The sequence below is a fragment of the Streptomyces sp. NRRL S-455 genome, assembly GCF_000717875.1.
GTDB lineage: Bacteria > Actinomycetota > Actinomycetes > Streptomycetales > Streptomycetaceae > Streptomyces.
Map to the genome: position 1 here is coordinate 341426 of NZ_JOCT01000001.1, position 24492 is coordinate 365917.

Below are 24492 nucleotides of genomic sequence, written 5' to 3' on the forward strand. Positions count from 1 at the left end.
CGTACCCGCCGGGAAGATCCACGCCCCCGGCAGGGTTGGCAGAAGCGTGAACACCACGCGCGAGGTCGAGGCAGTCGTCATCGGCGCCGGTCAGGCGGGTCTGGCCGGCGCCTATCACCTGCGGCGGTCCGGGTTCGAGCCGGACCGCGACTTCGTGGTGCTGGACCACTCCCCCGGGCCGGGTGGCGCCTGGCAGTTCCGCTGGCCGTCGCTGACGTACGGCAAGGTGCACGGGATGCACGCGCTGCCGGGCATGGAGCTGACGGACGCGGATCCGGCGCGGTCGTCCGCGGAGGTGATCAGTGGCTACTTCGACCGGTACGAGCGGGCCTTCGACCTGCGGGTGCGGCGCCCCGTCGATGTGCGGGCCGTGCGCGAGGGGTCCGGCGGGCGGCTGCTGGTGGAGACCTCGCAGGGGGTGTGGGCGACGCGGGCGCTGATCAACGCGACCGGCACGTGGGACCGGCCGTTCTGGCCGCGCTATCCGGGCCAGGAGACCTTCCGGGGGCGGCAGCTGCACACCGCGCAGTACCCCGGGCCGGAGGAGTTCGCCGGGCAGCGGGTCGTCGTGGTGGGTGGCGGCGCCTCGGGCACGCAGCATCTGCTGGAGATCGCCCCGTACGCCGCGGCCACCACCTGGGTGACCCGGCGCCCGCCCGTCTTCCGCGAGGGGCCCTTCGACGAGAACGCGGGCCGGACGGCTGTGGCGCTCGTCGAGGAACGGGTGCGGCGGGGGCTGCCGCCGAGGAGTGTCGTCTCGGTCACCGGGCTGCCCCTCAACGACGCGGTCCGGCAGGGCATCGAGGAGGGGGTGCTCGACCGGCAGCCGATGTTCGGCCGCATCACGCCGACCGGCGTGGACTGGAACGACGGCCGGCACGTCGACGCGGACGTCATCCTGTGGGCCACCGGCTTCCGGGCCGCCATCGACCACCTCACCCCCCTGCGGCTGCGGGAGCCCGGCGGTGGCATCCGCATGGAGGGCACGCACGCGGCCGCCGACCCCCGGATCCACCTCGTCGGCTACGGGCCGTCGGCCAGCACCATCGGCGCCAACCGGGCCGGCCGCGCGGCCGTCCGGGACATCAGGCGCCTGCTGGCTCGGGAGCCGGCCGCGGCGTGACGACGGGGGTGGGGGGCCTCGGCCGGCGTCCGCGGGCCGTCCCTAGCCGGGCGCGCTCACGCGCGAAGCCGCGTACCGTCACAGCCCCGCGCCCCTACGTGGCGGCGCCCGCTTTCTTCCGCAGCGCGTTGAACTCCGCGACATTGCGCTGGTGTTCGGCCTGGTCCGCGGTGAAGCGGGTGTCGCCCGGCCGCACGGTGACGAAGTACAGCCAGTCGCCGGGGGGCGGGTTGATCGCGGCACGCACGGCCTCCTCGCCCGGGTTGGCGATGGGTGTCGGCGGCAGGCCCATACGCTGGTACGTGTTGTAGGGGCTGTCGATCCGGGTGTCGCTCTCCGTGGTGCGGCGGGTGGAGCGGCCGAGGGCGTAATTGACGGTGGAGTCCATCTGGAGCGGCATGCCGCGTTCGAGGCGGTTGAAGACGACCCGGGCGACCTTGCCCATGTCGGCCCTGGTGGCCGCCTCCGCCTGGACGATGCTCGCGATGGTGACGGCCTGGTAGACGTTCATGGCGTTGCGCTGGGCCCCCGCGGCGACGGGAGCGCCGTTGAACTTCTCGGTCGCGGTGTCGACCATCAGCGCCAGCAGCTTCTCCGGCGTGGTCTTCTCCGGAATCGGATAGGTCGCCGGGAAGAGGTAACCCTCCGGGTTGCCCTTGGCGTCGCCCGGCAGCTTCAGTGCCGCCTTCGCGAGCGACTTCTTCGTGCTGCCGGCGGGCAGCGCGAGGGCCTTGTCGACGGCGGCGTAGACCTGGCTCGCACGTCGGCCCTCCGGGATGACCAGGGTCGCGGGACGGCCGTCCCCCTTCTCGCGCCCCAGGATCAGCAGCGGCACCGCCACGGCGGTGCCGACGACGACGGCTGCGGTCACGACCAGGGCGATACGGCCCCGACGAGTCAGTCGGATCGTGCTCCGTGGCGGAGTGTTCTTCTGCATGCGGGCACGGTAGCGCCCATATCGTCATAAACCTGGCATATTTTCATCTTGTCGGTTCCAGTTGGGCGTCCCGGCGTACGAGTGCCGCGTACCGGCCGTCCCGCTCCAGCAGTTCCTCGTGCGTACCGAGTTCGACCGCGCGCCCGGAGTCGAGGACCACGATCTGATCGGCGCCCCGGACGGTGGAGAGCCGGTGGGCGATGGTGAGGGTGGTGCGGTCGGCCGACAGGGCGTCGATCGCCTCCTGGACGGCGGCCTCGGTCCGGGTGTCCAGGGCGCTGGTGGCCTCGTCGAGGATGAGGACCGGCGGGTCGCGCAGAATGGTGCGGGCGATGGCCAGGCGCTGCTTCTCACCGCCGGAGAAGCGGTGGCCCCGCTCACCGACGACGGTGTCGTAGCCGTCCGGCAGGGACACGATGTGGTCGTGGATCTGCGCCGCCCTGGCCGCCTGGTACAGCTCCTCGTCCGTGGCGTCGGGCTTGGCGAAGCGCAGGTTGTCGGCGACCGAGGCGTGGAAGAGGTACGTCTCCTGCGAGACGACGCCGACCGCTCGCGCCAGGGTGCCGAAGTCGAGGTCGCGGACGTCCACCCCGTCGAGCGTGACACGGCCGCCGGTCACGTCGTAGAGGCGGGGCACCAGGTAGCCGAGCGTGGACTTGCCGGCGCCGGTGGGTCCGACGACGGCGAGGCTGCCGCCGGCCGGGACGGTGAGGTCGATGCCGTCCAGGACGGGACCGCCCTGGTCGTCGTAGCCGAAGGAGACCTGCTCGAAGCGGACCTCGCCCCGGACGCGGTCGAGGCGGACCGGGTCCGGGGGTTCGGTGATGTCGACGGGCAGGTCGAGGTATTCGAAGATGCGCTGGAAGAGGGCGAGCGAGGTCTGGATCTGCACACCGGTCGACAGCAGACTCACGGCCGGGCGGAACAGGCCCTGCTGGAGCGAGACGAAGGCGACGATCGTGCCGATGGAGACCTCGGGGCCGCCCAGCTGGAGGGCCATGCCGGCGGTCCAGTAGATGACGGCGGGCAGGGCGGCCATCACGATGGTGATGACGGCCATGCGCCACCGGCCGGCCATGTTCGAGCGCACCTCGAGCCCGACGAGTTCCTCGGACTCCTCGGCGAAGGACTTCGTCAGCGAGTCGGAGCGGCCCATGGTGCGGCCGAGCAGGATGCCGCTGACGGAGAGGGACTCGGTGACCGTGGCGGCCATGGCGGCCATCTGCTTCTGGCGCTGGGTGGTGATCTTCCGGCGTTCATTGCCGACGCGGCGGCTGATCCACACGAACACCGGCAGCAACAGCAGCGAGACGACCGTCAGGCGCCAGTCGAGGGCGATCATCGCGACGATCGTGGCGACCACGCTGGTGAGGTTGGAGACCAGGGAGGTCGCGGTGGAGGTGACGGTGGCCTGCATACCGCCGATGTCGTTGGCGATGCGGGACTGCACCTCGCCCGTGCGAGTGCGCGTGAAGAACGCGAGGGACATCCGCTGGAGCCGGCCGTAGACGGCGGTGCGCAGGTCGTGCATGACGCGCTGGCCGACGGTCGTGGAGATCAGGGTCTGCAGCACACCGAAGACGCTGGTGAGGACGGCGCTGAGGATCATGCCGAGGGCGAGCAGACTGAGCAGGCCGGTACGCCCCTGGGGAATCGCGACGTCGAGGATCTCCTTCAGCAGGAAGGGCGTGGCGACGGAGACCAGCGACGAGGCGCCGACGAGCAGGCCGACGATCGCGAGGCGGCCCCGGTAGGGGCGGAAGAGCCGGAGGATGCGGCGGACCTGCCGTGGCTGTTCCTTGGTGTCGGCGGGTGCCGTCCAGGCGGCTTCGTGATCGGGATGCATGGGCTCCTTCGAGAGCGGGTACGGCGCCGCGGGTGCCGGCGCGGATCGGATCGTAGCTCATTGTTACCTATATTCACAATGAACAACATCCTGATATTGTTCCCGCATGACCACCCCCGACCCCGACGGCCTGCTCGCCGAGCAGTTGCTGCGGCTCACCCGCCGGGTGCACCGCATCCAGAAGCGCCACCTGGAGCATCGCGACCTCGGCATCACGCCGGCCCAGTCCCGGCTGCTGCGCACCCTCGCGCACTGGGGCTCACCGCCGCGCATGGCCGATCTGGCCGAGCGCCTGGAGGTGGTGCCGCGGGCCGTCACGACGCTGGTCGACGGGCTGGAGGCGAGCGGCAAGGTGCGGCGGGTCCCGGACCCGGCGAACCGGCGGGTGATCCGCATCGAGCTCACGGACGACGGCCGGGGCGCGCTGCGGGAGCTGCGTGCGGCGCGCAGGTCGGCCGCGGAGGAGATCCTGGCGCCGCTGACGGAGGATCAGCGTGCGGCGCTCGGGGGGCTGCTCGACACTCTGATCGACGGGGCACCGGTGCGGGGCTGCTGAGGGCCGGACGGCCGCCGACGACCCCGGCGCACGAAACGGGCCGCGCCACCGCTGGTCCTGCTGAAGCGGTGGCGCGGCCCGTCCGGCCTTCGGTCAACCCACCTCGGGGGCGGGCTCCTTGGCCTTCTGCGCGGGGATGCCCGGTGCCGGGCTCGCGGTCGCGGTCGGCGCGACCGCGCGGGTGTCGGCGTCACCACCGTCCTCGCCGTCGTCCGGCGGAGCCGTGTCCTGCCCGTCGAGCGTCTTCTTCGCCCGCTCCGTGTCCAGGGCGCCCTCCCAGCGCGACACCGCGAAGACCGCGACGCAGTTGCCGAGGAGGTTCGTGACGACACGCATCGAGTCCATGATGCGGTCCACGCCGAGCAGCAGGGCGACGGCTCCCGCCGGAATGGCGCCCAGGGACGAGGCGGTCGCGGCCAGGGCGAGGAACGCCGAACCGGGGATGCCCGCCATGCCCTTGCTGGTCAGCATCAGGACCAGGACCACGGTGACCTGCTGCCCCAGGCTCAGGTCCACGCCGACGGCCTGGGCGATGAACAGCGTGCCGATGGACAGGTAGAGCGAGGCACCATCGAGGTTGAAGGAGTAGCCGGTGGGCAGCACCAGGCCCACGGCGTCGTCGCGGGCACCGGCCCGGCGCAGCTTCTGCATCACACGCGGCATGACGGACTCGGTGGACGCGGTGCCGAGCGCGAGCAGCATCTCCTCGCGGATGTAGCGCAGGAACTTCCACAGGCTGAGCCCGGTGACCAACCGCAGGGCGACGGCGAGCAGCACGATGAACAACGCGGCGGCCACGTAGCAGAGCACGATGAGTTTGGCGTACGTCTTCATCACGCCGAGGCCGTAGTTGCCCACCAGGTGGGCCATCGCGCCGAACACGGCGAGCGGAGCCAGCCGCATGATGAACCCGACGACCGCGAAGATCACTTCCTGGGCCTGGTCGATGGCGGGCAGGATCTTCGGCACCCTGGTGTGTCCGAGGTGCAGCAGGGCGGCGCCCACCAGGCAGGCCAGGACGAGAACCTGGAGCAGCTCGTTCTCCGCGAAGGCGCCGACGAAACTCTCGGGCAGCGCGTTGAGGACGAACTCCGTCGTGGAGGGCAGTGTGCCGCCGCCCGTCGTCTGGTCCACCGCGGCGGCGTCCAGCGACGAGGGGTCGACGTTCATGCCCCGGCCGGGCCCGACGACGTTGGCGGCGACGAGACCGATGACCAGGGCGGCGGTCGAGGCGACCTCGAACCAGATGAGGGCCTTCACCCCGATCCGGCCGAAGGCCTTCAGATCACCGGCCTTGGCGATGCCGACGACGACCACGCAGAACACCAGGGGCGAGATCACCGTCTTGATGAGCCGGGTGAAACCGTCGCCGAGCGGCTGGAGAGCCGTGGCCGTGTCCGGCCACAGCTTCCCGACGACGATGCCGAGGACCAGCGCGCAGAGGACCTGCGCGAAGAGAGAGGTACGCAGGGTGCGTGCGACGCGCCGCGGCGGGGACGGTACGGACGGTGGCACGGGGCCTCCTAGGGGGACGGAGCGCACAGAAGCCGGAGGGGACTTCTGCGATACGGAAAGAAGCTTCCGTAGCCGTACACCATGGAGGCTGTCCTGATCGCGCACAACACCGCGACGTTTCGGCCAGGTAAAAGCGGCCTAAGTGACGCATGTCACACCAACCACACTGCTCACCTCAGCAACGGTCGCGAACCCGAGTGAGCACGCCCTGCTCGGTCGTCACCGTGCGGTCATGACAGCCCTGGGTGCCGTACACCCGGTAGCGCTCACTCGCAATGCCGACCGCGTGCCGCTGGTCCCGGGGGACGTTCGCCGTGTACGTCGCGTCGCCCGTGTAGGTGTCGTCGAGCCGGGACCACGCGAGGCGCCGCGCGCCACGCCGTTCGACGGTCGTGGCGCGGTCGCCGAGAGTCAGTACGGTACGCAGCCGGTCGCCCGCCCCGAGGGTGGTCGTGCCGTCCATCGTGTAGGTCCGCCGCGTGCGGGTGGTGAGGCCGTCGACGGTCACCGACTCGTCGTCGCTCCAGGCCGCTTCCAGCTCGTCGCTCGTCTCACCGTCGGTCCAGCGGTGCGCCGAGGCGTGGGTGAGCGAGCGGCTGACGGTGGTCGTGACCCGGCCGTGCGAGGTGTCCACATATCCGGCGACCGTGAGCCGGTTGGCGCCCTCGGTGTCCACTCGATGGCTCGAACCAGGCGTATACGACGAGGAGTTGACCAGGTCGCCCGCTCTGTGCGCCGTGAGCTTCCCGGTGACCCGCTCACGCCGCTCGTCCTGCCAGACAAGGACGTTCACGGGCGTGCTCCAGCCGGTCTGCCCTTCGGGGACGCCGACGACCGAGACCTCGACGCGGTGCGGCCGGCCGTCGTTGAGGACCCCCGCGAAGGGCGTGAGGTCGTAGGTGATCGGCTTGATGTCGAAGGCGCGCGGGCCCGGTATCACGTACCAGAGGAACGGGTTGGACCAGCCGCCCGTCCACACGGTCGGGAACGGCGTGGCGATGCCCGCGAGGCGGCCGTCCACGCTGATCCGCACCTCACGGTAGGGCCCCTGGCCCGCCTTGCAGGAGTACGGCACCGGATCGGGCACCGTCAGGTACCAGTACTCCTCGCAGCCGCCGCCGGAGCCCGTGGCGTACACCTCGGCCAGGACGCGCTCGCTGTTGCGCGGGGTGGTGAGGTTCGAGCCGCCGTCGAGGGTGAGGACCCGGTCGGGGGCCTCGCCGTCGGGCCGTCCCCGGTAGAACGTCAACGTCACTGTGACGTCGAGGACGCCCGTGTAGGTGTCGTCGACGACGTTCCCGATGAGCATCTCGACGTCCTGGCGGCCGCGGAAGGTGTCGCTGTAGCGCGTGACGTCCTTCTCCACGGACCACTCGATGCCGTCGGGCGAGGGCTGCGGCGTCGAGGTGCGGAAGACCTCGACGCCGCCGACGTGGAGGTAGCCGAGCCGGTCGTACTGCCGGCCCTTGACTGTGCCGTCGAGCCGCAGCACGACCTTGCTCCAGCGCTCGCCGCAGCCCTCGGGCGGGGCGTACGTACCGCGGTACGGGGTGAAGTCGCGGAACCGGGCCCGGGCGACGGTGACTTCGCAGGACTTTCCGGACGGCCTCTCGACGGGCGGGGCGGCCGTGACCGGGTCGTGCCAGTCGGTGCCGAACTCGGCGGGGACGTCGGCCGCACGGGCCGGACCGGTTCCGAGGAGGGAGCTCGCCAGGAGCGTCGCTCCGACAAGCATGGACATGACGATCCGTCTGTTCATGGGCGGTGTTCTACGGGGTCCCGGCCACCTCCGCAATGAGCACCAGCCCGTCGAGGCAGCCCTGTTCCCGCCCCCGTCGGCCGGTTCCGGTCGGTGAACGGAAAACCGGTTGCCTCAGACCACGCGCCGACGCGAACCTTTCACGGTTTGCTGCTACGGCCGCACCTCCGTCTGCCATCGGCCGAACCTCCATCCCCCTGACACGAGCCACTTGGGACGTCATGCAGATTCAAGACCTTCCCTACCCCGACCCGGGCGTGCCGGACGCGCGTTCGGGGCCCCGACTCCTGTGGTGGCTCTTCCGGAACCAGTTGAGCGGGCAGCTCAAGTCGCTGGCCTGGGGGCTGCTGCACTTCGCCTCCGTCGCCGCGCTGCCGTTCTGCGTCGGTGTCGCCGTACAGGCCGTCGTCGACCGGTCCGGCTCCCGGCTCGCCCTGGCGGGCGGACTGCTGGCGCTGGCCTGCGCCGGCAACGCGGTCGGCGACACCTTCCTGCACCGCACCGCCATCACCAACTGGATCACGGCGGCCGCCCGGGTCCAGCAGCTCCTCGCCCGTAAGGCCGCCCAGTTGGGCTCGGCGCTGACCCGGCGCGTCGCGGCCGGGGAGGTCGTCTCCGTCTCCACGGGCGACGTCGAGAAGATCGGCTGGTTCGTGGAGGCCTTCTCGCGGTTCACCGCGGCCCTGGTCACCCTCGTGCTGGTCTGTGTCGGCCTGCTCGTCTACCAGCCGGCGCTCGGCGTGGTCGTCGCCGCGGGCCTGCCCGTGCTGGCGCTCGCCGTGCTGCCCCTGCTCCCCCGCGCTACCCGGCGCGCCGACATCCAGCGCGAGAAGGCCGGACGCGCCACCGAACTCGCCTCGGACACCGTCGCGGGGCTGCGCGTGCTGCGCGGCATCGGCGGTGAGGAACTGTTCCTGGAGCGCTACCGCCATGCCTCCCAGGAGGTCCGCCACGCCGCCGTGCGCAGCGCCCGGATGTGGTCCCTGATCTCCGCGATCCAGGTCCTGCTGCCGGGACTGCTCCTCATCGCCGTCGTCTGGTACGGCGTGCACCTGGCACGCCAGGGCCGGGTCACCGTCGGCGAACTGGTCACCGTCTACAGCTCGGTGATGGTCCTGACCTATCCGCTGCGGCACTTCGAGGAGATCGCGATGGCGTACTCCTTCTCCCGGCCCTCGGCGAAGCGCGCCGCGCGGGTGCTGTCGCTGGACCGGGCGACGGACACCGCCGGGTCCCGCCCGGCCCGCGTCCCCTCCGGAGACCTGTACGACCCGGACACCGGACTGCTCGCGAGCGCCGGCCGGCTGACCGCGGTGGTGTGCGGCGACCCGGACGCGGCCGGACGGCTGGCGGAGCGGCTGGGCGGCCACCCGCCGCAGCAGGGCACCTCGGTGCTGCTGGGCGGCGTGCCGCTCGACGAGCTCCCGCTGGACAGCGCCCGCACGGCCGTCCTGGTCCAGGACAAGGACCCGGTGCTGCTCTCCGGGACGCTGCGCGAGCTGCTGGACGTGCCCGCGTCGGGCGCTGTCGAGCCGCGGTCGGCGCTGGCCGCCGCACAGTGCGACGACGTGCTGGCGGCACTGGTGCAGGGCTCGCTGGACGCCGTCGACCCCATGGACGCCCGGATCACCGAACGCGGCCGGTCCCTGTCCGGCGGTCAGCGTCAGCGGCTGGCGCTGGCCCGGTCGCTGATCACGGACCCCGAGGTGCTCGTCCTGGACGAGCCGACCTCGGCCGTCGACTCGCACACCGAGGCACGGATCGCCCAGGGCGTGCGGGAACTGCGCGCGGGGCGCACGACCGTGGTGTTCACGTCCTCCCCACTGCTGCTGGACCGAGCCGACCGGGTCGTGTTCCTGCACGACGGCGAGGTCACGGCGGCCGGCACGCACCGCGAGCTGGTGCACACCGAACCGCGCTACCGGGCGGTGGTCACACGCGAGACGGACGACGAGGCCGCACTGAACGGCTCGGTCGCCCTGAACGACGTACTGCAGGAACTGGAAGAGATCGAGGAGAAGGCATGATCGGCGTCGCTCCCCCGGCCTACGACCCGGCGGCCCCGACGGCCGCGAACACCCTGCCGGTCGGCGCCCCTTCGACCGTCCGTGCCTACGTGGCCGAACTGCTGCGCCGGCACCGCCGGGCGTTCCTGCTGCTCGTCGGCGTCAACACGGTCGCGGTCGTCGCCTCGATGGCCGGTCCGTGGCTGCTGGGCGGACTCGTGGAGCGGGTGTCCGACGGGGCGCGGGACCTGCGTCTGGAACTCACCGCGGGGCTCTTCGTGGCGGCGCTGGCCGTCCAGGCGGTGTTCGTGCGTCAGGTGCGGCTGCGCGGCGCGATGCTGGGCGAGCGGATGCTGGCCGACCTGCGCGAGGACTTCCTCGTCCGGTCGGTCGGACTGCCTCCCGGCGTGCTGGAGCGGGCCGGGACCGGCGACCTGCTGTCGCGGATCACGACGGACGTCGACCGGCTGGCCAACGCCATGCGTGAGGCCGTGCCGCAGCTGTCGATCGGTGTGGTGTGGGTGGCACTTCTGATGGGCGGTCTCGTCGTCACGGCACCGCCACTGGCGCTCGCCGTCCTGGTCGCCCTGCCGCTGCTGATCGTCGGCTGCCGCTGGTACTTCCGGCGGGCGCCGGCCGCCTACCGCTCGGAGGCCGCCGGGTACGCCGCCGTGGCCGCGGCGCTCGCCGAGACGGTGGACGCCGGGCGCACCGTCGAGGCCCACCGTCTCGGCGACCGCCGGGTGGCACTGTCCGAACGCCGGATCAGGGAATGGACGGCCTGGGAGCGCTACACGCTGTGGCTGCGGTCGGTGCTGTTCCCGGTCATCAACGTGACCCACGTGACCGTGCTGGCCTCGGTCCTGCTGATCGGCGGGGTGTTCGCCCTCCGAGGGTGGATCGACGTCGGCCAGCTCACCACGGGCGCGCTGATCGCCCAGATGCTCGTCGACCCGGTGGGCATGATCCTGCGCTGGTACGACGAACTGCAGGTCGCCCAGGTGTCACTGGGCCGGCTGGTCGGTGTCCGGGACATCGAGCCTGACGCCGGTGACTCCTCGGTGGCCCCCGACGGGCGCCGTGTCCACGCCGACCGGGTGCGCTTCGGCTACCTGGAGGGGGTGGACGTCCTGCGCGAGGTGTCCCTGGAGGTCGCCCCCGGCACCCGGCTGGCCCTGGTCGGCCCCTCGGGTGCGGGCAAGTCGACGCTGGGCCGGCTGCTCGCCGGGATCTACGCGCCCCGGGAGGGCCGGATCACCCTGGGCAGCGCCGAGCTGTCCCGGATGCCGGCGGAGCGGGTCCGTGAGCACGTGGCCCTGGTCAACCAGGAACACCATGTCTTCGTCGGCTCTCTGCGCGACAACCTCCGGCTCGCCCGGACCAGCGCGGTCGACGCCGAGCTGTGGGCGGCGCTGGGCGCGGTCGACGCGGACGGCTGGGCCCGTGCCCTCGACGACGGCCTGGACACGGAGGTCGGCTCGGGCGGCCTGGCGCTCACGCCCGCGCAGGCCCAGCAGATCGCGCTCGCCCGCCTGGTGCTGGCCGACCCGCACACACTGGTCCTGGACGAGGCGACGTCCCTGCTCGACCCGCGCGCCGCCCGCCACCTGGAACGCTCCCTCGCCAAGGTCCTCGACGGCCGCACCGTCGTCGCCATCGCCCACCGGCTGCACACCGCCCACGACGCGGACGTCATCGCCGTCGTCGAGAGCGGCAGGATCAGTGAGCTGGGCAGCCACGAGGAGCTGGTCGCGGCGGACGGGGCGTACGCGGCGTTGTGGCGGTCCTGGCACGGGTGAGAGGTGCCGGGCCGGACCTGAGGGGTGTTGCGGAAGGCTTGGCGTTGCGCGGTGCCGAGGCTCGGTGGAAGTCTGGAATCAGGCACCGGCTCGGGGAACGCCGGGGAACCGCGGCGGCGGCGCCAGTGCTCCGCGCGGCGGCGGCCCGGCGGCGGGCCCGGTGAGAACGGGTCCGTCCCCACCCCCTGGAGGTACCCGTGAACAGCTCCGACGGCTGGGGAGACGAGGTCTACCAGCCGGACCAGGACGAGCAGCGAGAGGACACGGGGCTGCTCGACGCCGAGGACACCCTGGAGTACGACGGCGTCGACGATCCCCTGGACCGCGGCTGGTCCCCTCCGGAGCGGCCCTGGGCCGTCGAGCACCTCGGTGTGACGGCGGCCGAGCGGCAGCGGGGCGAGACGCTGGACCAGCGGCTCGCCGAGGAGCTGCCGGAGGCGCCCGCCCAGGACGGTGACGGCCTCGGGGACTGCGACGGCACCGACGGGGAACTGCTCGACAACGAGGTCGGCGCCGCCCGCTCCGGCCGGCTCGTGGCACCCGACGAGGGCGCGCACGAGGACGAGGAGAGCGCACTGGTCGCCACCGACGTGGGCATCGACGGCGCGGCCGCTTCCGCCGAGGAGGCGGCCGTGCACGTCGTCGACGAGGAGCCCCTGTCCGGTTGACCGCGGAACCGGCCCGAGCCGCCCGAGGAGCATCCATGCAGCAGGACCAGCACCCCGACTACCACCCCGTCGTTTTCCGTGACCGCGCCGCCGGGTACGCGTTCCTGACCCGGTCCACCGCGAACAGCGACCAGACCATCGAGTGGGACGACGGCGAGACCTACCCGGTCGTGGACGTGGAGATCTCCTCGGAGAGCCATCCCTTCTACACGGGCAAGGCCCGCACGGTGGACTCGGAGGGCCGGGTCGCCGCGTTCGAGCGCCGGTACGGCAGCGGCTGACCCGTGTTCGGGGCCGCGCTCAGATGACGTTGAGCGCCGCCGCGCAGCCCACCCCGCCGAGCAGCATGAACACCGGCATCAGCACCCTCACCTCGACCCAGCTGCCCGCCCGGAACCGCATCGGCTTCGGCGGACCGACCGGATACCAGCGCTTTCGGCCCACCGGGATGGGCCACAGGATCGGGCAGCCCGAGACGGTCAGCGCGTCCCCGATGTCGTGCACGATCGCGCCCAGCACGACCGGCAGCCCCAGCCACAGGTACTCCTGGCCCGGTGCCGTGAACAGCCAGTCGGCGCCGTTGCCCGGCTTGTCCAGGATCCCGGCGAGGATCCACGAGGTGGTCGCGGCCAGCAGCCACACCAGCACCTCGCTGCTGGAGCCGCGCGTCGCCCGCCACAGCAGGCCCTCGATGGCCAGCACCAGGTGGACGAAGAGGATCGCCAGCACGCCCCACCGGTCACCGCCGATCGCCACGGCGGAAGTGCCCGCACCGATCAGGACCGCCCACAGCCAGGTGTGCGTGAGGGTGCGGTGTCCGCCGGAGCGGCGCGGGTCGCCCTGCTTCTTGGTGGCCTTGTAGACGGCGTACGACAGCTTGTCGACGATCTCGCACAGCCAGCGCGACAGCGGTCCGAAGGACCGGGAGATGGTGGCGGCCTTGTGGTCGAGGTCCGGGGCGAGCGCGGCGCCGGCGCATATCAGGGCGCCGACGAGGAGGACCGGCCAGGGCATCGGGTGCCCGGCGGCGGCCGCGGCCGCACCGACGCCGAGCCAGGCGGCGGCGCCCGACAGTGAGTGTGCTGGTCCCATCATCGCGGTTGCCCGCCCCATTCCTCGTGTGCCGCTGTCCAGTTGACCGGGTGCGTTGACGCTCCGTCGGCGCCCCAGGGTAGCGTTCGTGATCTTCGGGTCCGCAGCCGATTCCCGCATCGGGTACCGGGCCAGGCAAGATGGGGGCGTGACCCTCATCGATCAGCTGCCACGGACCGCCGACCCCGACGCCCTGTACGAAGCCTTCGAGTCGTGGGCCGGTGAGCGGGGTCTCACGCTCTACCCCCATCAGGAGGAGGCGCTGATCGAGGTGGTCTCCGGCGCCAACGTGATCGTGTCGACGCCCACCGGGTCCGGCAAGAGCATGATCGCGGCGGGTGCGCACTTCGCGGCGCTGGCCCGGGACGAGGTCACCTTCTACACGGCGCCGATCAAGGCGCTGGTGTCGGAGAAGTTCTTCGAGCTGTGCAAGATCTTCGGCACCGAGAACGTCGGCATGCTCACCGGTGACGCCTCGGTCAACGCCGACGCCCCCGTGATCTGCTGCACCGCCGAGGTCCTCGCGTCGATCGCGCTGCGCGACGGCAAGGACGCGGACGTCGGCCAGGTCGTGATGGACGAGTTCCACTTCTACGCGGAGGGTGACCGCGGCTGGGCCTGGCAGATCCCGATCCTGGAGCTTCCGCAGGCGCAGTTCGTGCTGATGTCGGCGACGCTCGGCGACGTCTCCTTCTTCGAGAAGGACCTCACCCGCCGCACCGGCCGCCCGACGGCCGTGGTCCGCTCGGCTACCCGCCCGGTGCCGCTGTCCTACGAGTACCGCTACACACCGCTCACGGAGACGCTGACCGACCTGCTCCAGGCCCGGCAGGCGCCCGTCTACATCGTGCACTTCACTCAGGCGCAGGCCGTGGAGCGGGCGCAGGCGCTGATGAGCATCAACATGTGCTCGAAGGAGGAGAAGGAGCAGATCGCCGAGCTGATCGGCAACTTCCGCTTCACCACGAAGTTCGGCCGCAACCTCTCCCGCTACGTCCGGCACGGCATCGGCGTCCACCACGCGGGCATGCTGCCCAAGTACCGGCGCCTCGTGGAGAAGCTGGCGCAGGCCGGCCTGCTGAAGGTCATCTGCGGCACGGACACGCTCGGCGTGGGGGTCAACGTCCCCATCCGCACGGTGCTGTTCACGGCCCTCACCAAGTACGACGGCAATCGCGTCCGCACCCTGCGCGCCCGGGAGTTCCACCAGATCGCGGGCCGCGCCGGGCGGGCCGGGTTCGACACGGAGGGCTTCGTCGTCGCGCAGGCGCCCGAGCACGTCGTGGAGAACGAGAAGGCGCTCGCCAAGGCCGGCGACGACCCGAAGAAGCGCCGGAAGGTCGTCCGCAAGAAGGCGCCCGAGGGCTTCGTCGCATGGTCCGAGCAGACCTTCGAGAAGCTGATCGCATCCGAACCGGAGCCGCTGACCTCCCGGTTCCGGGTGACGCACACCATGCTGCTGTCGGTGATCGCCCGCCCCGGCAACGCCTTCGAGGCGATGCGGCGGCTGCTGGAGGACAACCACGAACCGCGCAAGCAGCAGTTGCGGCACATCCGCCGGGCCATCGCCATCTACCGTTCGCTGCTCGACGGCGGCATCGTCGAGAAGCTCGACGAGCCGGACGCCACCGGCCGTGTCGTCCGCCTCACGGTCGACCTCCAGCAGGACTTCGCGCTCAACCAGCCGCTGTCCACCTTCGCGCTGGCCGCGTTCGAGCTGCTGGACCCCGAGTCGCCGTCGTACGCCCTCGACATGGTGTCGGTCGTGGAGTCGACGCTGGACGACCCACGGCAGATCCTCGCCGCCCAGCAGAACAAGGCGCGCGGCGAGGCCGTCGCCGCGATGAAGGCCGACGGCGTCGAGTACGAGGAGCGCATGGAGCGGCTCCAGGACATCACGTACCCGAAGCCGCTGGAGGAGTTGCTCTTCCAGGCGTACAACACGTACCGCAAGAGTCACCCCTGGGTCGGCGACCATCCGCTGTCACCGAAGTCGGTCATCCGGGACATGTACGAACGGGCGCTGTCCTTCACGGAGTTGGTGTCCCACTACGAGCTGGCCCGCACCGAGGGCATCGTGCTGCGCTACCTCGCCAGTGCCTACAAGGCCCTCGACCACACCGTCCCGGACGACCTCAAGTCGGAGGATCTGGAGGATCTGATCGCCTGGCTGGGCGAGATGGTGCGCCAGGTCGACTCCAGCCTGCTGGACGAGTGGGAGCAGCTGGCCAACCCGGCGGAGATGACCGCGGAGGAGGCCCAGGAGAAGGCCGACGAGGTCAAGCCCGTCACCGCCAACGCGCGGGCCTTCCGCGTCCTGGTCCGCAACGCCATGTTCCGCCGGGTCGAGCTGGCCGCCCTCGATCAGGTCGAGGAACTGGGCGAGATGGACGCGGAGTCCGGCTGGGACGCGGACGCCTGGGGCGAGGCGATGGACAAGTACTGGGACGAGTACGAGGACCTCGGCACCGGTCCGGACGCCCGCGGCCCCAAGCTGCTGCTCATCGAGGAGGAGCCGGAGAACGCCCTGTGGCGGGTCCGGCAGATCTTCCACGACCCGAACGGCGACCACGACTGGGGTATCAGCGCGGAGGTCGACCTCACCGCCTCCGACGCGGAGGGCCGCGCGGTCGTCCGCGTCACCGACGTCGGCCAGCTCTGAGCACAGGAGAATCGCACGTATGACCACGAACCCGGCCGAAAGGCTCGTCGACCTGCTGGACCTGGAGCAGATCGAGGTCAACATCTTCCGCGGCCGCAGCCCGCAGGAGTCCCTCCAGCGGGTCTTCGGCGGGCAGGTGGCGGGCCAGGCCCTGGTCGCCGCCGGCCGCACCACGGAGGGCGACCGTCCCGTGCACTCGCTGCACGCGTACTTCCTGCGCCCGGGCATCCCCGGTGTGCCGATCGTCTACCAGGTGGAGCGGGTGCGCGACGGGCGGTCGTTCACCACCCGCCGGGTCACGGCCGTGCAGCAGGGTCGCACGATCTTCAATCTCACCGCCTCCTTCCACAAGCCGGAGGAGGGCGGCTTCGAGCACCAGCTGCCGCCGGCCCGCGAGGTTCCGGACCCGGAGTCGCTCCCGACGGTCACGGACGAGATCCGGGCCCATCTGGGCGCGCTGCCCGAGCAGTTGGAGCGGATGGCGCGCCGCCAGCCCTTCGACATCCGCTACGTGGACCGGCTGCGCTGGAATGCGAAGGAGGTCGAGAACGCCGAGCCGCGCAGCGCCGTGTGGATGCGCGCGGTCGGGCCGCTCGGCGACGACCCGCTCGTCCACACCTGCGCCCTTACGTACGCGAGCGACATGACCCTCCTGGACGCCGTCCGCATCCCGGTCGAGCCGCTGTGGGGCCCGCGGGGCTTCGACATGGCGTCACTGGACCACGCCATGTGGTTCCACCGGCCGTTCCGTGCGGACGACTGGCTGCTGTACGACCAGGAGTCGCCGATCGCGGTGGGCGGCAGGGGCCTGGCGCGTGGGCGGATCTACGACCGCGACGGGCAACTGGTGGTTTCCGTCGTTCAGGAGGGGCTCTTCCGCAGGCTGAGCTGACCTGATTTCGGCGATTCCGCACCCTGGCGCCCCGGAGGGGTTGGATTCGCCGGCCTGCGCGGCCCTGTCTCGGAGGCGGCGTGTGCTCGGCGGTGCCCCGAGCACCGTGGCCCGGTACTCCGGGAAGCGCTCCACTCACCCTTCAACCTCTGCGGACCGCGCCGAGCTGGGCTCGGTGCAGGCCGGGGGCGGCGAACCGCTGTGCCACCGTGCGCAGGACGCGAGCCATGGCCTGCGCGGGTGGGGTGGCGGGGCGGGCTTGGGCGCGGCTGAGGAGGATACGGCGGGTGGGGGCGGGCACGTCGGAGGCGAAAGGCAGCAGGCGGACGTCGCTGCGACGGCTGGTGAGGGCGAGGCGGGGCGCGAGGGCGATGCCGAGTCCGGCGGCGACCATGGCCTGTGCCTCCTGGTAGTCGTGCGAGGAGTAGGCGATGCGCGGCTCGAATCCCGCCTGGCGGCAGCTGCGGCGCAGGACGTCGGCGACGGGGTGGTTGTCGGCACGAATGATCCACTCCTGGTCGGCGAGGTCGCCGAGGCGCACGGAGGGGTGTGCGCGCAACGGTGAGTCGGCGGGGACGACCAGCACCGTGGGGTCGTCGAGGAGGTGGGTCAGGGTGAGCGCCGGATCGTCGAGGCGGTTCCATTCGTAGTCCCACAGCAGGGCCTGATCCACCTCGCCGGTGTGCAGCATCTCGCGGAGCTGCGCGAGGACCCCGGCGCGCACCTCGATACGGATCCCGGCGTGGCGGCGGCGGAAGCGGGTGAGCGCGAGCGGCAGCAGGGAGGCGCTCGCCGTGGGGAAGGAACCGAGCCGCAGCGTGCCCTGGTCGAGGGCGGTGAAGGAGTCCAGATCGGCCTGAGCCGCCCGCAGTTCGCGGCGGATCGCCTGCCCGCGCTCTGCCAGCGCGGCGCCTGCCGGCGTGGGGCGGATACCGCGCGGCAGCCGCTCGATCAGCGGCTGCCCGGCCTCCTGCTCCAGCAGGGACATCTGCTGGGAGGCGGCGGAGGTGGTCATGCCCAGTGCCTCCGCCGCGGCGGTGAGCGAGCCGCGTTCGGCGGCCTCGGTGAGCAGCAGCAGACGGCGCACGTTCAGCATGACGCCGACTTTAGCTCAGCTAAACCCTGGTGAAGCGAACTGCGATTGTTCGCAAGTCATGGCTCTGCGAAGGTCTTCGCCATCGCCGGAGCGGTTCACCGGACCGAAACCCGCCCGTGACCGCCTTCCGGCCCTCACCACCGTTGATCAAGGAAGAGCCTCAGACGTGCACACTCCCGCGACCCTGGTGCGTGGCGGCACCAGCAAGTGCTGGCTGTTCAACCAGGTCCATGTCCCCGCCGACCGCGACGAGTTGGAGCGAATGCTGGTCGCCGCGTATGGAGCCGGCGACCCCGTGGAGCTGGACGGGGTGGGCGGCGCCACCCCCACCACCTCCAAGGCGGCGATCGTCAGCGCCTCGCCCGAGCCCGGGGTGGACGTCGACTACCTCTTCGCCCAGGTCGGCATCGGCACGGGCTCGGTGGAGTGGACGAGCAACTGCGGCAACTGCGCCACCGGCGTCGCGCTGTACGCGGTGGCGAAGGGCATGGTGCCGATCACCGGCGACCGGACACGTGTGGTCATGCGCAACACCAACACCGGAGCCGTCCTCGAAGGGAACGTGGACACCATCGGAGGCGTGGTGCACCACTTCGGCCGGCAGACCGTACCCGGCACCCGGGCCGGCGGTGTCGCCGTCGGACTCACCTTCCGCGAACCGGCGGGCGGTACCACCGGTTTACTGCTTCCGACCGGTCAGGCCGCACAGGAACTGCGGGCCGGCACCGCCGGGCCGGTGCGGGTGACCATGGTGGACGCCGGGGCCCCGGTCGTCCTCGTCGACGCCGGGAGCGCCGATCGCACCGGTGCCGAGACGCTGGAGCGGATGCAGACGGAGGTCCCGTGGCTGCGCGCGGTGCGGCATGCCGCCGCGCCGCTGATGGGTCTGCTCGAACCGGGGCTCCGTCCGGGTGAGGAACCCGGCGACGCCGTACCCAAGGTGGGTCTGGTCGGTCCTCCGGTTCCGTACACCACCACCCTGGGCGAACGCGTCGCGGCCGACGACTACGACATCTCGGTGCGCATGCTCAGCATGAACGCCCCCCATCCGGCGGTCGGCCTGACCTCCGCCGTCGCCGTCGCGGCGGCGGGGTTGCTCGAGGGCTCGGTGGTCTCCCGCGCCGCGGGCGGCCCCACCGCCGAGTGGCTGCGCCTGGGCACCCCCGCCGGCGTGGTCGCGGTCCGCTGCACGGACGTGGTGGACGGCCTGCCGCGCCGCGTCACCGTGCAGCGGGCGGCGCGACTGCTCGCCGACGCCCGCATCTACGTACCGGAGACAGGCAGCCCGCAAGCCGCCTGAACCGGGACGAACATCACCTCGGGCAGCCGGTCCCCCAGCCGTCCGCACCGGGATACCCTCGCGCCCCCGGGGCGCGCCACCCCGTCCCCACCGCCCCAAGGACAATGATGTCTGCTGAAGTGATATCCATAGGCGCCCTGCTGGTGATGTTCGTGGTCGGCACCGTACTGCCGATCAACCTGGGCATCCTCGCCTTCGTCGCCACGTTCGCGGTCGGCACCGCTTCGCTCGGCCTCACCGAGGACGAGATCTTCGAGGGATTCCCGGCGAAGCTCTTCGTCACCATCGTCGGGGTCACCTACCTGTTCTCCGTCGCCCGCCGCAACGGCACCATCGACTGGCTCGTCGCGGCCGGGGTACGGCTGGTGCGCGGCAAGACCGCGCTGATCCCCTGGGTGCTGTTCCTGGTCGCCGCGCTCCTGACGGCGTTCGGAACCTTCACGCCGGCGGCGGTCGCGATCCTCGCCCCGATCGGCATGAACTTCGCCTACCGCTACAAGCTCAACCCGCTGGTGGTCGGCATGATGGTGATCAGCGGCGGACACGCGGGCGCGTTCTCCCCGCTCGCCGTCTCCGGTGCGCTGGTGCTGGGCCTGGTCGACAAGACCGAGCTGCACGTCTCCGCGGTGGCGCTGTTCAGCGCCAGCTTCCTGATCAACCTGGTGCTGTCGATCCTCACGTACGCGCTGCTCGCCAAGCGCCCCGTCCCAGTGGCCGAGGGAGTCGCGGAGACAGCCGACGACGATCTCACCGTCTCCGGCAGGCCGGACTGGCACCAGTGGCTCACCCTCGCCTGTCTGGTGGCCCTGGTGGTCGGCGCGCTCGGCTTCCACCTGGAGATCGGCTTCCTGGCCCTGGCAGCCGGCGCTCTGCTTGCCCTGGTGGACATGAAGCGGCAGGAGCGGGCCGTGGACGGCGTCAGCTGGTCCACCCTGCTGCTGGTCGCGGGCATGATGACGTACATCACGATGCTCGAGAAGGCCGGTGTCATCGAGGAGATCTCCGAACACGCCGCCGGCCTGGGCGCCCCACTCATCGTCGCCCTCCTGCTGTGCTTCACCGTGGCCATCACCTCCGCCTTCGCCTCCTCCACCGCGATCCTCACGGCGATCATCCCCATCGCCGTGCCGCTGCTGCTCTCCAGCCACCTCAGCGCCGCCGGACTGATCGCCGCTCTCGCCGTCTCCACGACGATCGTCGACACCTCCCCCTTCTCCACCAACGGCGCACTCGTCCTGAGCAATGCCCGCGGGGTCGACGCCCGCCGCTTCTACCGCCAGATCATCGGCTACACCGGCGGCATCGTCGCTCTCGGACCCGTCGTCGCCTGGGGTGCTCTGGTTCTGCCCTGGTCGTAGGGCACGGGGCGCGACGAGACGGTCGTCGCGATCGGAGCCGCTGTTCGGGGCCCCGATCGCGCTCGTGTCCGGTTCCGGTGACCATGGCAGGAGCAGGCACAGCCGATGTCACAGGCCGGCGGATCCGGGAGGTGGCCACGCTGCACACCGTGCTCCCCGTCGTCTTCGCGGTCTGCGCGGCCCTCAGCAACGCCGTCGCGACGGTGCTGCAGCGCAAGGCGGCGCTGACCGTGCCGCGCTCCCAGGGGTTCCGGGCCGGGCTGATGCTCGACCTGCTGCGCCGGCCCATCTGGCTGGCCGGCATCCTCGCGGTGATCGGCGCCGCCGTCTGTCAGGCGCTGGCACTGGCGACCGGGCCGCTGACGATCGTGCAGCCCCTGTTCGTGCTGGAACTGCCGCTCACCCTCATCGTCGCGTCGCTGCTGATGCACCGGCGTCTGCCGGGCACGGGCTGGCTGGCCGTGACCATGGTGGTGGCGGGGCTGGCGGTGGCGCTGGCCGCAGCGTCCCCCACCGGCAATCGCACGCATGTGGAGCTGGACCGCTGGATCCCCGCGCTCGCCGTGTGCGCGGGGGCGGTCGCCGGCCTCGCCGTCGCGGCCCTGCGACGTCCGGAGGGCCGCGCCCGGGCGGCCTGCCTGGGTGCCGCGACGGCGATCAGTTACGCGGTGACGGCGGCGCTGATGAAGGCGGCCATGCACATCCTCGACGAGCAGGGTCTCGTGGGGTTCTTCACCGCCTGGCAGACGTACGCGTTCGCCCTGACGGGCGTGTGCGCGCTGTTCCTGCTGGAGAACGCGATGCAGGCCGGTCCGCTGGTGGCCTCACAGCCCGCGCTCACGCTCGGCGACGCGCTGGTCAGCCTCGCCCTCGGCATCCTCCTGTACGAGGAGACGATCCGCTCCGGGTGGTGGCTGCTGCCCCAGCTGTTCGGTGTCGCGCTGATCGCCGCGGGAGTTTTCGCCCTGGCGCGCATTCCGCTCACCCGGTCGCTCGTGGCGCCGGACGAGGAACCACAGACGGCCCGAGCGCCCTGAGCGAAGGAGGCCGTGACCTCTCCGACTACCGCTCAAGGAAGTCGAGGGCTTCCGCCACGAACCGCTCGTGGAACTGGAAGATGCCTCCGTGACCGGCGTCGGGATAGACGACCAGGTCGGCGTTCGGCAGCCGCCGGGCCAGGTCGTACGAGTTCTTCGTCGGCACCATCCTGTCGCTCTCGCCGTTGGCGACGAGCACGGGCTGATGGATGACCGAGAGGTCCTGGGGCTGCGCGAGCCCCCAGCGGTGGATGGCCTTGAGCTGGGCGAAGTACGACGTGAGGGAGATCGCCTTGTCGCGGTCGTGGGTGCGCTCCTTGAGACGGGCCAGGAACTGCTTTCCGGCTCGGCGCCCGCCCGCGGTGCGGGTGAAGAAGAGGAACTGCTTCGGGTCCTGAAGGGTGAACAGGGCCCGGACGGTGTCCAGATGGGACACTCGGCTCACGTTCCTGATGCCCTCGCCACCCGCGGGGCCGGTGCCCGTGAGGATCAGCTTGCGGACGAGCCGCGGTTCCTCCTGCGCGATCACCTGGGCGATCATGCCGCCCATCGAGAAGCCGTGGATGTCGACCTGCTCGAGCCCGAGTGCCCGGATGAAGGTGACGGCATCCTTCGCCATCTCCTCGATGGTCTTCGGCGTCGAGCCGCTGGAAGCGCCGACACCCCTGTTGTCGAAGGTGATGACACGATGCCTGGCGGCGATGCCGTCGACGACCCGGGGGTCCCAGTTGTCGAGGACCGCGGCGAGGTGGGTGATGAAGACCACCGGGACGCCGCCGGTCTTCGGGCCGAGGTCACGGTAGGCGAAGGTCACTCCCCCCGCGGTGAGGGTGCGGGTGGGCGCCTTCTTGTACGACGTCACCGCGTCGCCTCGTACTCCTTGTGCGTCGTTCATGGCCGTGCCCTTCTGCATGGAGTTTCCGGACTGCGACTGGCAGTCGGTTCGGCCGACGACAGAAGGCTCGTAGGAGTCGGAACCCTGCTCGGTTTGAGCCCTTCAGCATCACGCCTACCTTTGAAGTATGACCATACTTCAAAGGCTTCCGCAAGGGATACGACGGTCGCTCCCCGTCGACACCATGAGCCCCGCACCCTCCCGGATCCACCTCGAAGACAGGACGTGACCACTTGCCATCGATTGACGCTCGGCATATGGTCGTACGAACGTAAGGCATACGATCGTAATTCTTTACACCACGGGAGTTCGTGATGGCGACAACTCGGCCGGTGGCGCTCGTGACAGGTGCCTCATCGGGAATCGGCAAGGAAACGGCCCGCGCCTTCGTCGCGGCGGGCTTCGAGGTGATCGGAACCGGCCGCAAGACCTCCGGACTCACCCCGCCCACCGGTGCGAGGTACCTCGATCTCGACGTGGCCAGTGACGACTCGGCCACCGCCGCGGTCACAGAGGTGATCAACCGGTTCGGACGCATCGACGTCCTGGTCAACAACGCGGGCATCGGCACGGCGGGCGCCGTCGAGGAGAACTCCGTCACCCAGGCTCAGAACGTCCTGAACGTCAACGTCCTCGGTGTCATCCGTATGACGAAGGCCGTCCTGCCGCACATGCGCGCCCAGGGTGGCGGACGCGTCATCAACATCTCGTCCGTCCTCGGGGTCGCCCCTCAGCCCTTCATGGCCCTCTACGTCGCGTCGAAGCACGCCATCGAGGGCTACTCCGAGTCGCTGGACCACGAGGTCCGCGAGCACGGCGTCCGGGTCCTCCTCGTCCAGCCCGCCTACACCAAGACCAGCTTCGACACCAACGCCGCGCGGCCCGACACCCCGCTGCCTCTGTACGCGGAGCGACGGCGCGTCTTCGACGAGGTGATCGCGGATGCGATGAAGGCCGGCGACGCCCCTGCCGTCGTCGCCAAGGTCATCGTCACCGCGGCCACCGACAAGAAGCCGAAGCTGCGCTACACCGCCGGCCCACTGGCCTCACGCGTCACCACGGCGCGCCGCCTCATCCCCGCCGGAGTGTTCGACAGGCAGATCCGAAAGAACAACCGCATGCCCAGCTGACAGCGCGGCCTGGCTTCAAGGGCGCTGCTTCCACCACAGATGCCGTATGTCTCGGTCGCCAGGATCCCTTCCTCCACCAGCATCCGGAGCCGCGTCGCCAGAAGGCGCAATGGCCGTGTCCCGGTCGAGTCAGGGGTCCATGCCGGTGTTCTGAGCGCCATCGATGCCAGGATCGGTCACTCGCCCCGGCCACGGGCGAGAAGGCCGGCCGCTGAGTAGCCGCGTCAGACGCGCTGCCCGGCCTCCAGCAGCGCGAGGGCGTTGGCCACCCCCTGTTCGAGGAGTTCGTCGGCGAGTTGACGGTCCGTCAACGCGCGGGAAAGCTGCAGTGTCCCGGCCAACAGGCCGAGGAGGCTGAGCGCCTTCACGCGCGCGGAGGACGGGGCCTCGGGCGCCATGCGGGAGGCGATGCCGTCGATGAGGACCAGCACGCCGTCGGTGTACGCCTGCCTGGTCGTGTCGGTGCAGCGCCCGATCTCGTCGAGGAGAGCGGCGTTGGGGCAGCCGTCGCCGAAACTGTCGCGGTGCTGGGGCGACAGGTACCCCCGCACGATCTGCTCGATTCCGGCACGGCCAGGCGCCGCCCGCGCGACGACGCTCTCGGCCTGCGCCGTCAACTGGTCGGCGATGGCCGTGGCGACGAGGGCATCCTTGGACTCGAAGTGAGCGTAGAAGGCCCCATTGGTCAGCCCCGCGTCCTTCATGAGCGTCGAGACCCCGGAGCCGTCGATACCGTCCTGCTTGAAACGGCGGCCCGCCGTCTCGATGATCCGACGCCTCGTCTCCGCCTTGTGCTCTTTTCCGTACCGCACCACAGCACA

General features: G+C 71.0%; 20 protein-coding genes. 12 read left to right on the forward strand and 8 right to left on the reverse strand.

Annotation, left to right across the window (positions count from 1 at the left end; genetic code table 11):
- The first annotated feature begins 46 nt into the window (after positions 1–46).
- Entirely contained in the window at positions 47–1123 is a 1077-nt protein-coding gene (locus IE97_RS0101465; RefSeq protein ID WP_030147321.1) for an NAD(P)-binding domain-containing protein, read from the forward strand.
- Positions 1124–1217: 94 nt separating this feature from the next.
- Here the strand turns inward: IE97_RS0101465 and mltG are convergent, their stop codons facing one another.
- Positions 1218–2060, reverse strand: a complete 843-nt coding sequence (gene mltG, locus IE97_RS0101470; RefSeq protein ID WP_030147322.1) for an endolytic transglycosylase MltG — start codon at positions 2058–2060, stop codon at positions 1218–1220.
- Between the two features lie 43 nt (positions 2061–2103).
- Entirely contained in the window at positions 2104–3906 is a 1803-nt protein-coding gene (locus IE97_RS0101475; RefSeq protein ID WP_030147323.1) for an ABC transporter ATP-binding protein, read from the reverse strand.
- Between the two features lie 106 nt (positions 3907–4012).
- On the opposite strand from IE97_RS0101475, the gene IE97_RS0101480 reads away from it, so the two are divergent.
- Positions 4013–4462 (forward strand): MarR family winged helix-turn-helix transcriptional regulator, encoded by a 450-nt coding sequence (locus IE97_RS0101480; protein ID WP_030147324.1) that lies wholly within the window; start codon positions 4013–4015, stop codon positions 4460–4462.
- A 93-nt stretch (positions 4463–4555) separates the two neighbouring features.
- Here the strand turns inward: IE97_RS0101480 and IE97_RS0101485 are convergent, their stop codons facing one another.
- Together IE97_RS0101485 and IE97_RS0101490 are read right to left on the reverse strand one after the other, a co-directional pair.
- On the reverse strand, positions 4556–5977 hold the full coding sequence (locus IE97_RS0101485; protein ID WP_030147325.1) for a cation:dicarboxylate symporter family transporter: 1422 nt from the start codon (positions 5975–5977) through the stop codon (positions 4556–4558).
- Between the two features lie 175 nt (positions 5978–6152).
- Positions 6153–7736: a peptide-N4-asparagine amidase gene (locus IE97_RS0101490; RefSeq protein WP_030147326.1), complete on the reverse strand. Its 1584-nt coding sequence runs from the start codon at positions 7734–7736 to the stop codon at positions 6153–6155.
- A gap of 221 nt (positions 7737–7957) precedes the next feature.
- Here IE97_RS0101490 and IE97_RS0101495 point away from each other — a divergent pair, with 221 nt between their 5' ends.
- From IE97_RS0101495 to IE97_RS0101510, 4 genes are all read left to right on the forward strand, one after another.
- Entirely contained in the window at positions 7958–9763 is a 1806-nt protein-coding gene (locus tag IE97_RS0101495) for an ABC transporter transmembrane domain-containing protein (RefSeq protein ID WP_030147327.1), read from the forward strand.
- Positions 9760–11541, forward strand: a complete 1782-nt coding sequence (locus tag IE97_RS0101500; protein ID WP_030147328.1) for an ABC transporter ATP-binding protein — start codon at positions 9760–9762, stop codon at positions 11539–11541. Before IE97_RS0101495 ends, IE97_RS0101500 begins: the two co-directional genes overlap by 4 nt.
- A 197-nt stretch (positions 11542–11738) precedes the next feature.
- Complete coding sequence (locus tag IE97_RS0101505; RefSeq protein ID WP_030147329.1) at positions 11739–12209, forward strand: DUF5709 domain-containing protein; 471 nt, start codon at positions 11739–11741, stop codon at positions 12207–12209.
- Positions 12210–12244: 35 nt separating this feature from the next.
- A complete protein-coding gene (locus IE97_RS0101510) occupies positions 12245–12490 on the forward strand; it encodes a type B 50S ribosomal protein L31 (protein WP_030147330.1) in 246 nt (81 codons plus the stop codon).
- Positions 12491–12509: 19 nt separating this feature from the next.
- Here the strand turns inward: IE97_RS0101510 and IE97_RS0101515 are convergent, their stop codons facing one another.
- Positions 12510–13304: a metal-dependent hydrolase gene (locus tag IE97_RS0101515; RefSeq protein ID WP_030147331.1), complete on the reverse strand. Its 795-nt coding sequence runs from the start codon at positions 13302–13304 to the stop codon at positions 12510–12512.
- Between the two features lie 145 nt (positions 13305–13449).
- Here IE97_RS0101515 and IE97_RS0101520 point away from each other — a divergent pair, with 145 nt between their 5' ends.
- The gene (locus IE97_RS0101520) at positions 13450–15963 is read left to right on the forward strand and encodes a DEAD/DEAH box helicase (protein ID WP_030147332.1); all 2514 of its coding nucleotides are present in this window, start codon (positions 13450–13452) and stop codon (positions 15961–15963) included.
- Positions 15964–15982: 19 nt separating this feature from the next.
- Positions 15983–16855 carry an acyl-CoA thioesterase gene (locus IE97_RS0101525; RefSeq protein WP_030147333.1) on the forward strand — a complete coding sequence of 291 codons (873 nt, stop codon included), beginning with the start codon at positions 15983–15985 and terminating at the stop codon, positions 16853–16855.
- A gap of 142 nt (positions 16856–16997) precedes the next feature.
- Here the strand turns inward: IE97_RS0101525 and IE97_RS0101530 are convergent, their stop codons facing one another.
- Positions 16998–17951 carry a LysR family transcriptional regulator gene (locus IE97_RS0101530; protein ID WP_030147334.1) on the reverse strand — a complete coding sequence of 318 codons (954 nt, stop codon included), beginning with the start codon at positions 17949–17951 and terminating at the stop codon, positions 16998–17000.
- 166 nt (positions 17952–18117) lie between these two features.
- Between IE97_RS0101530 and IE97_RS0101535 the strand changes: the two genes are divergently transcribed.
- From IE97_RS0101535 to IE97_RS0101545, 3 genes are all read left to right on the forward strand, one after another.
- Entirely contained in the window at positions 18118–19251 is a 1134-nt protein-coding gene (locus tag IE97_RS0101535) for a PrpF domain-containing protein (RefSeq protein ID WP_030147335.1), read from the forward strand.
- A gap of 107 nt (positions 19252–19358) precedes the next feature.
- Positions 19359–20609, forward strand: coding sequence for an SLC13 family permease (locus tag IE97_RS0101540; protein ID WP_234310401.1), 1251 nt, complete (start codon positions 19359–19361; stop codon positions 20607–20609).
- A gap of 140 nt (positions 20610–20749) precedes the next feature.
- A complete protein-coding gene (locus tag IE97_RS0101545) occupies positions 20750–21646 on the forward strand; it encodes a DMT family transporter (protein ID WP_030147337.1) in 897 nt (298 codons plus the stop codon).
- A gap of 25 nt (positions 21647–21671) precedes the next feature.
- Here the strand turns inward: IE97_RS0101545 and IE97_RS0101550 are convergent, their stop codons facing one another.
- Positions 21672–22541 (reverse strand): alpha/beta fold hydrolase, encoded by an 870-nt coding sequence (locus IE97_RS0101550; RefSeq protein WP_030147338.1) that lies wholly within the window; start codon positions 22539–22541, stop codon positions 21672–21674.
- Between the two features lie 314 nt (positions 22542–22855).
- Here IE97_RS0101550 and IE97_RS0101555 point away from each other — a divergent pair, with 314 nt between their 5' ends.
- A complete protein-coding gene (locus IE97_RS0101555) occupies positions 22856–23671 on the forward strand; it encodes an oxidoreductase (protein ID WP_030147339.1) in 816 nt (271 codons plus the stop codon).
- Between the two features lie 224 nt (positions 23672–23895).
- Here the strand turns inward: IE97_RS0101555 and IE97_RS0101560 are convergent, their stop codons facing one another.
- On the reverse strand, positions 23896–24486 hold the full coding sequence (locus tag IE97_RS0101560; RefSeq protein ID WP_030147340.1) for a TetR/AcrR family transcriptional regulator: 591 nt from the start codon (positions 24484–24486) through the stop codon (positions 23896–23898).
- Between the last annotated feature and the right edge of the window lie 6 nt (positions 24487–24492).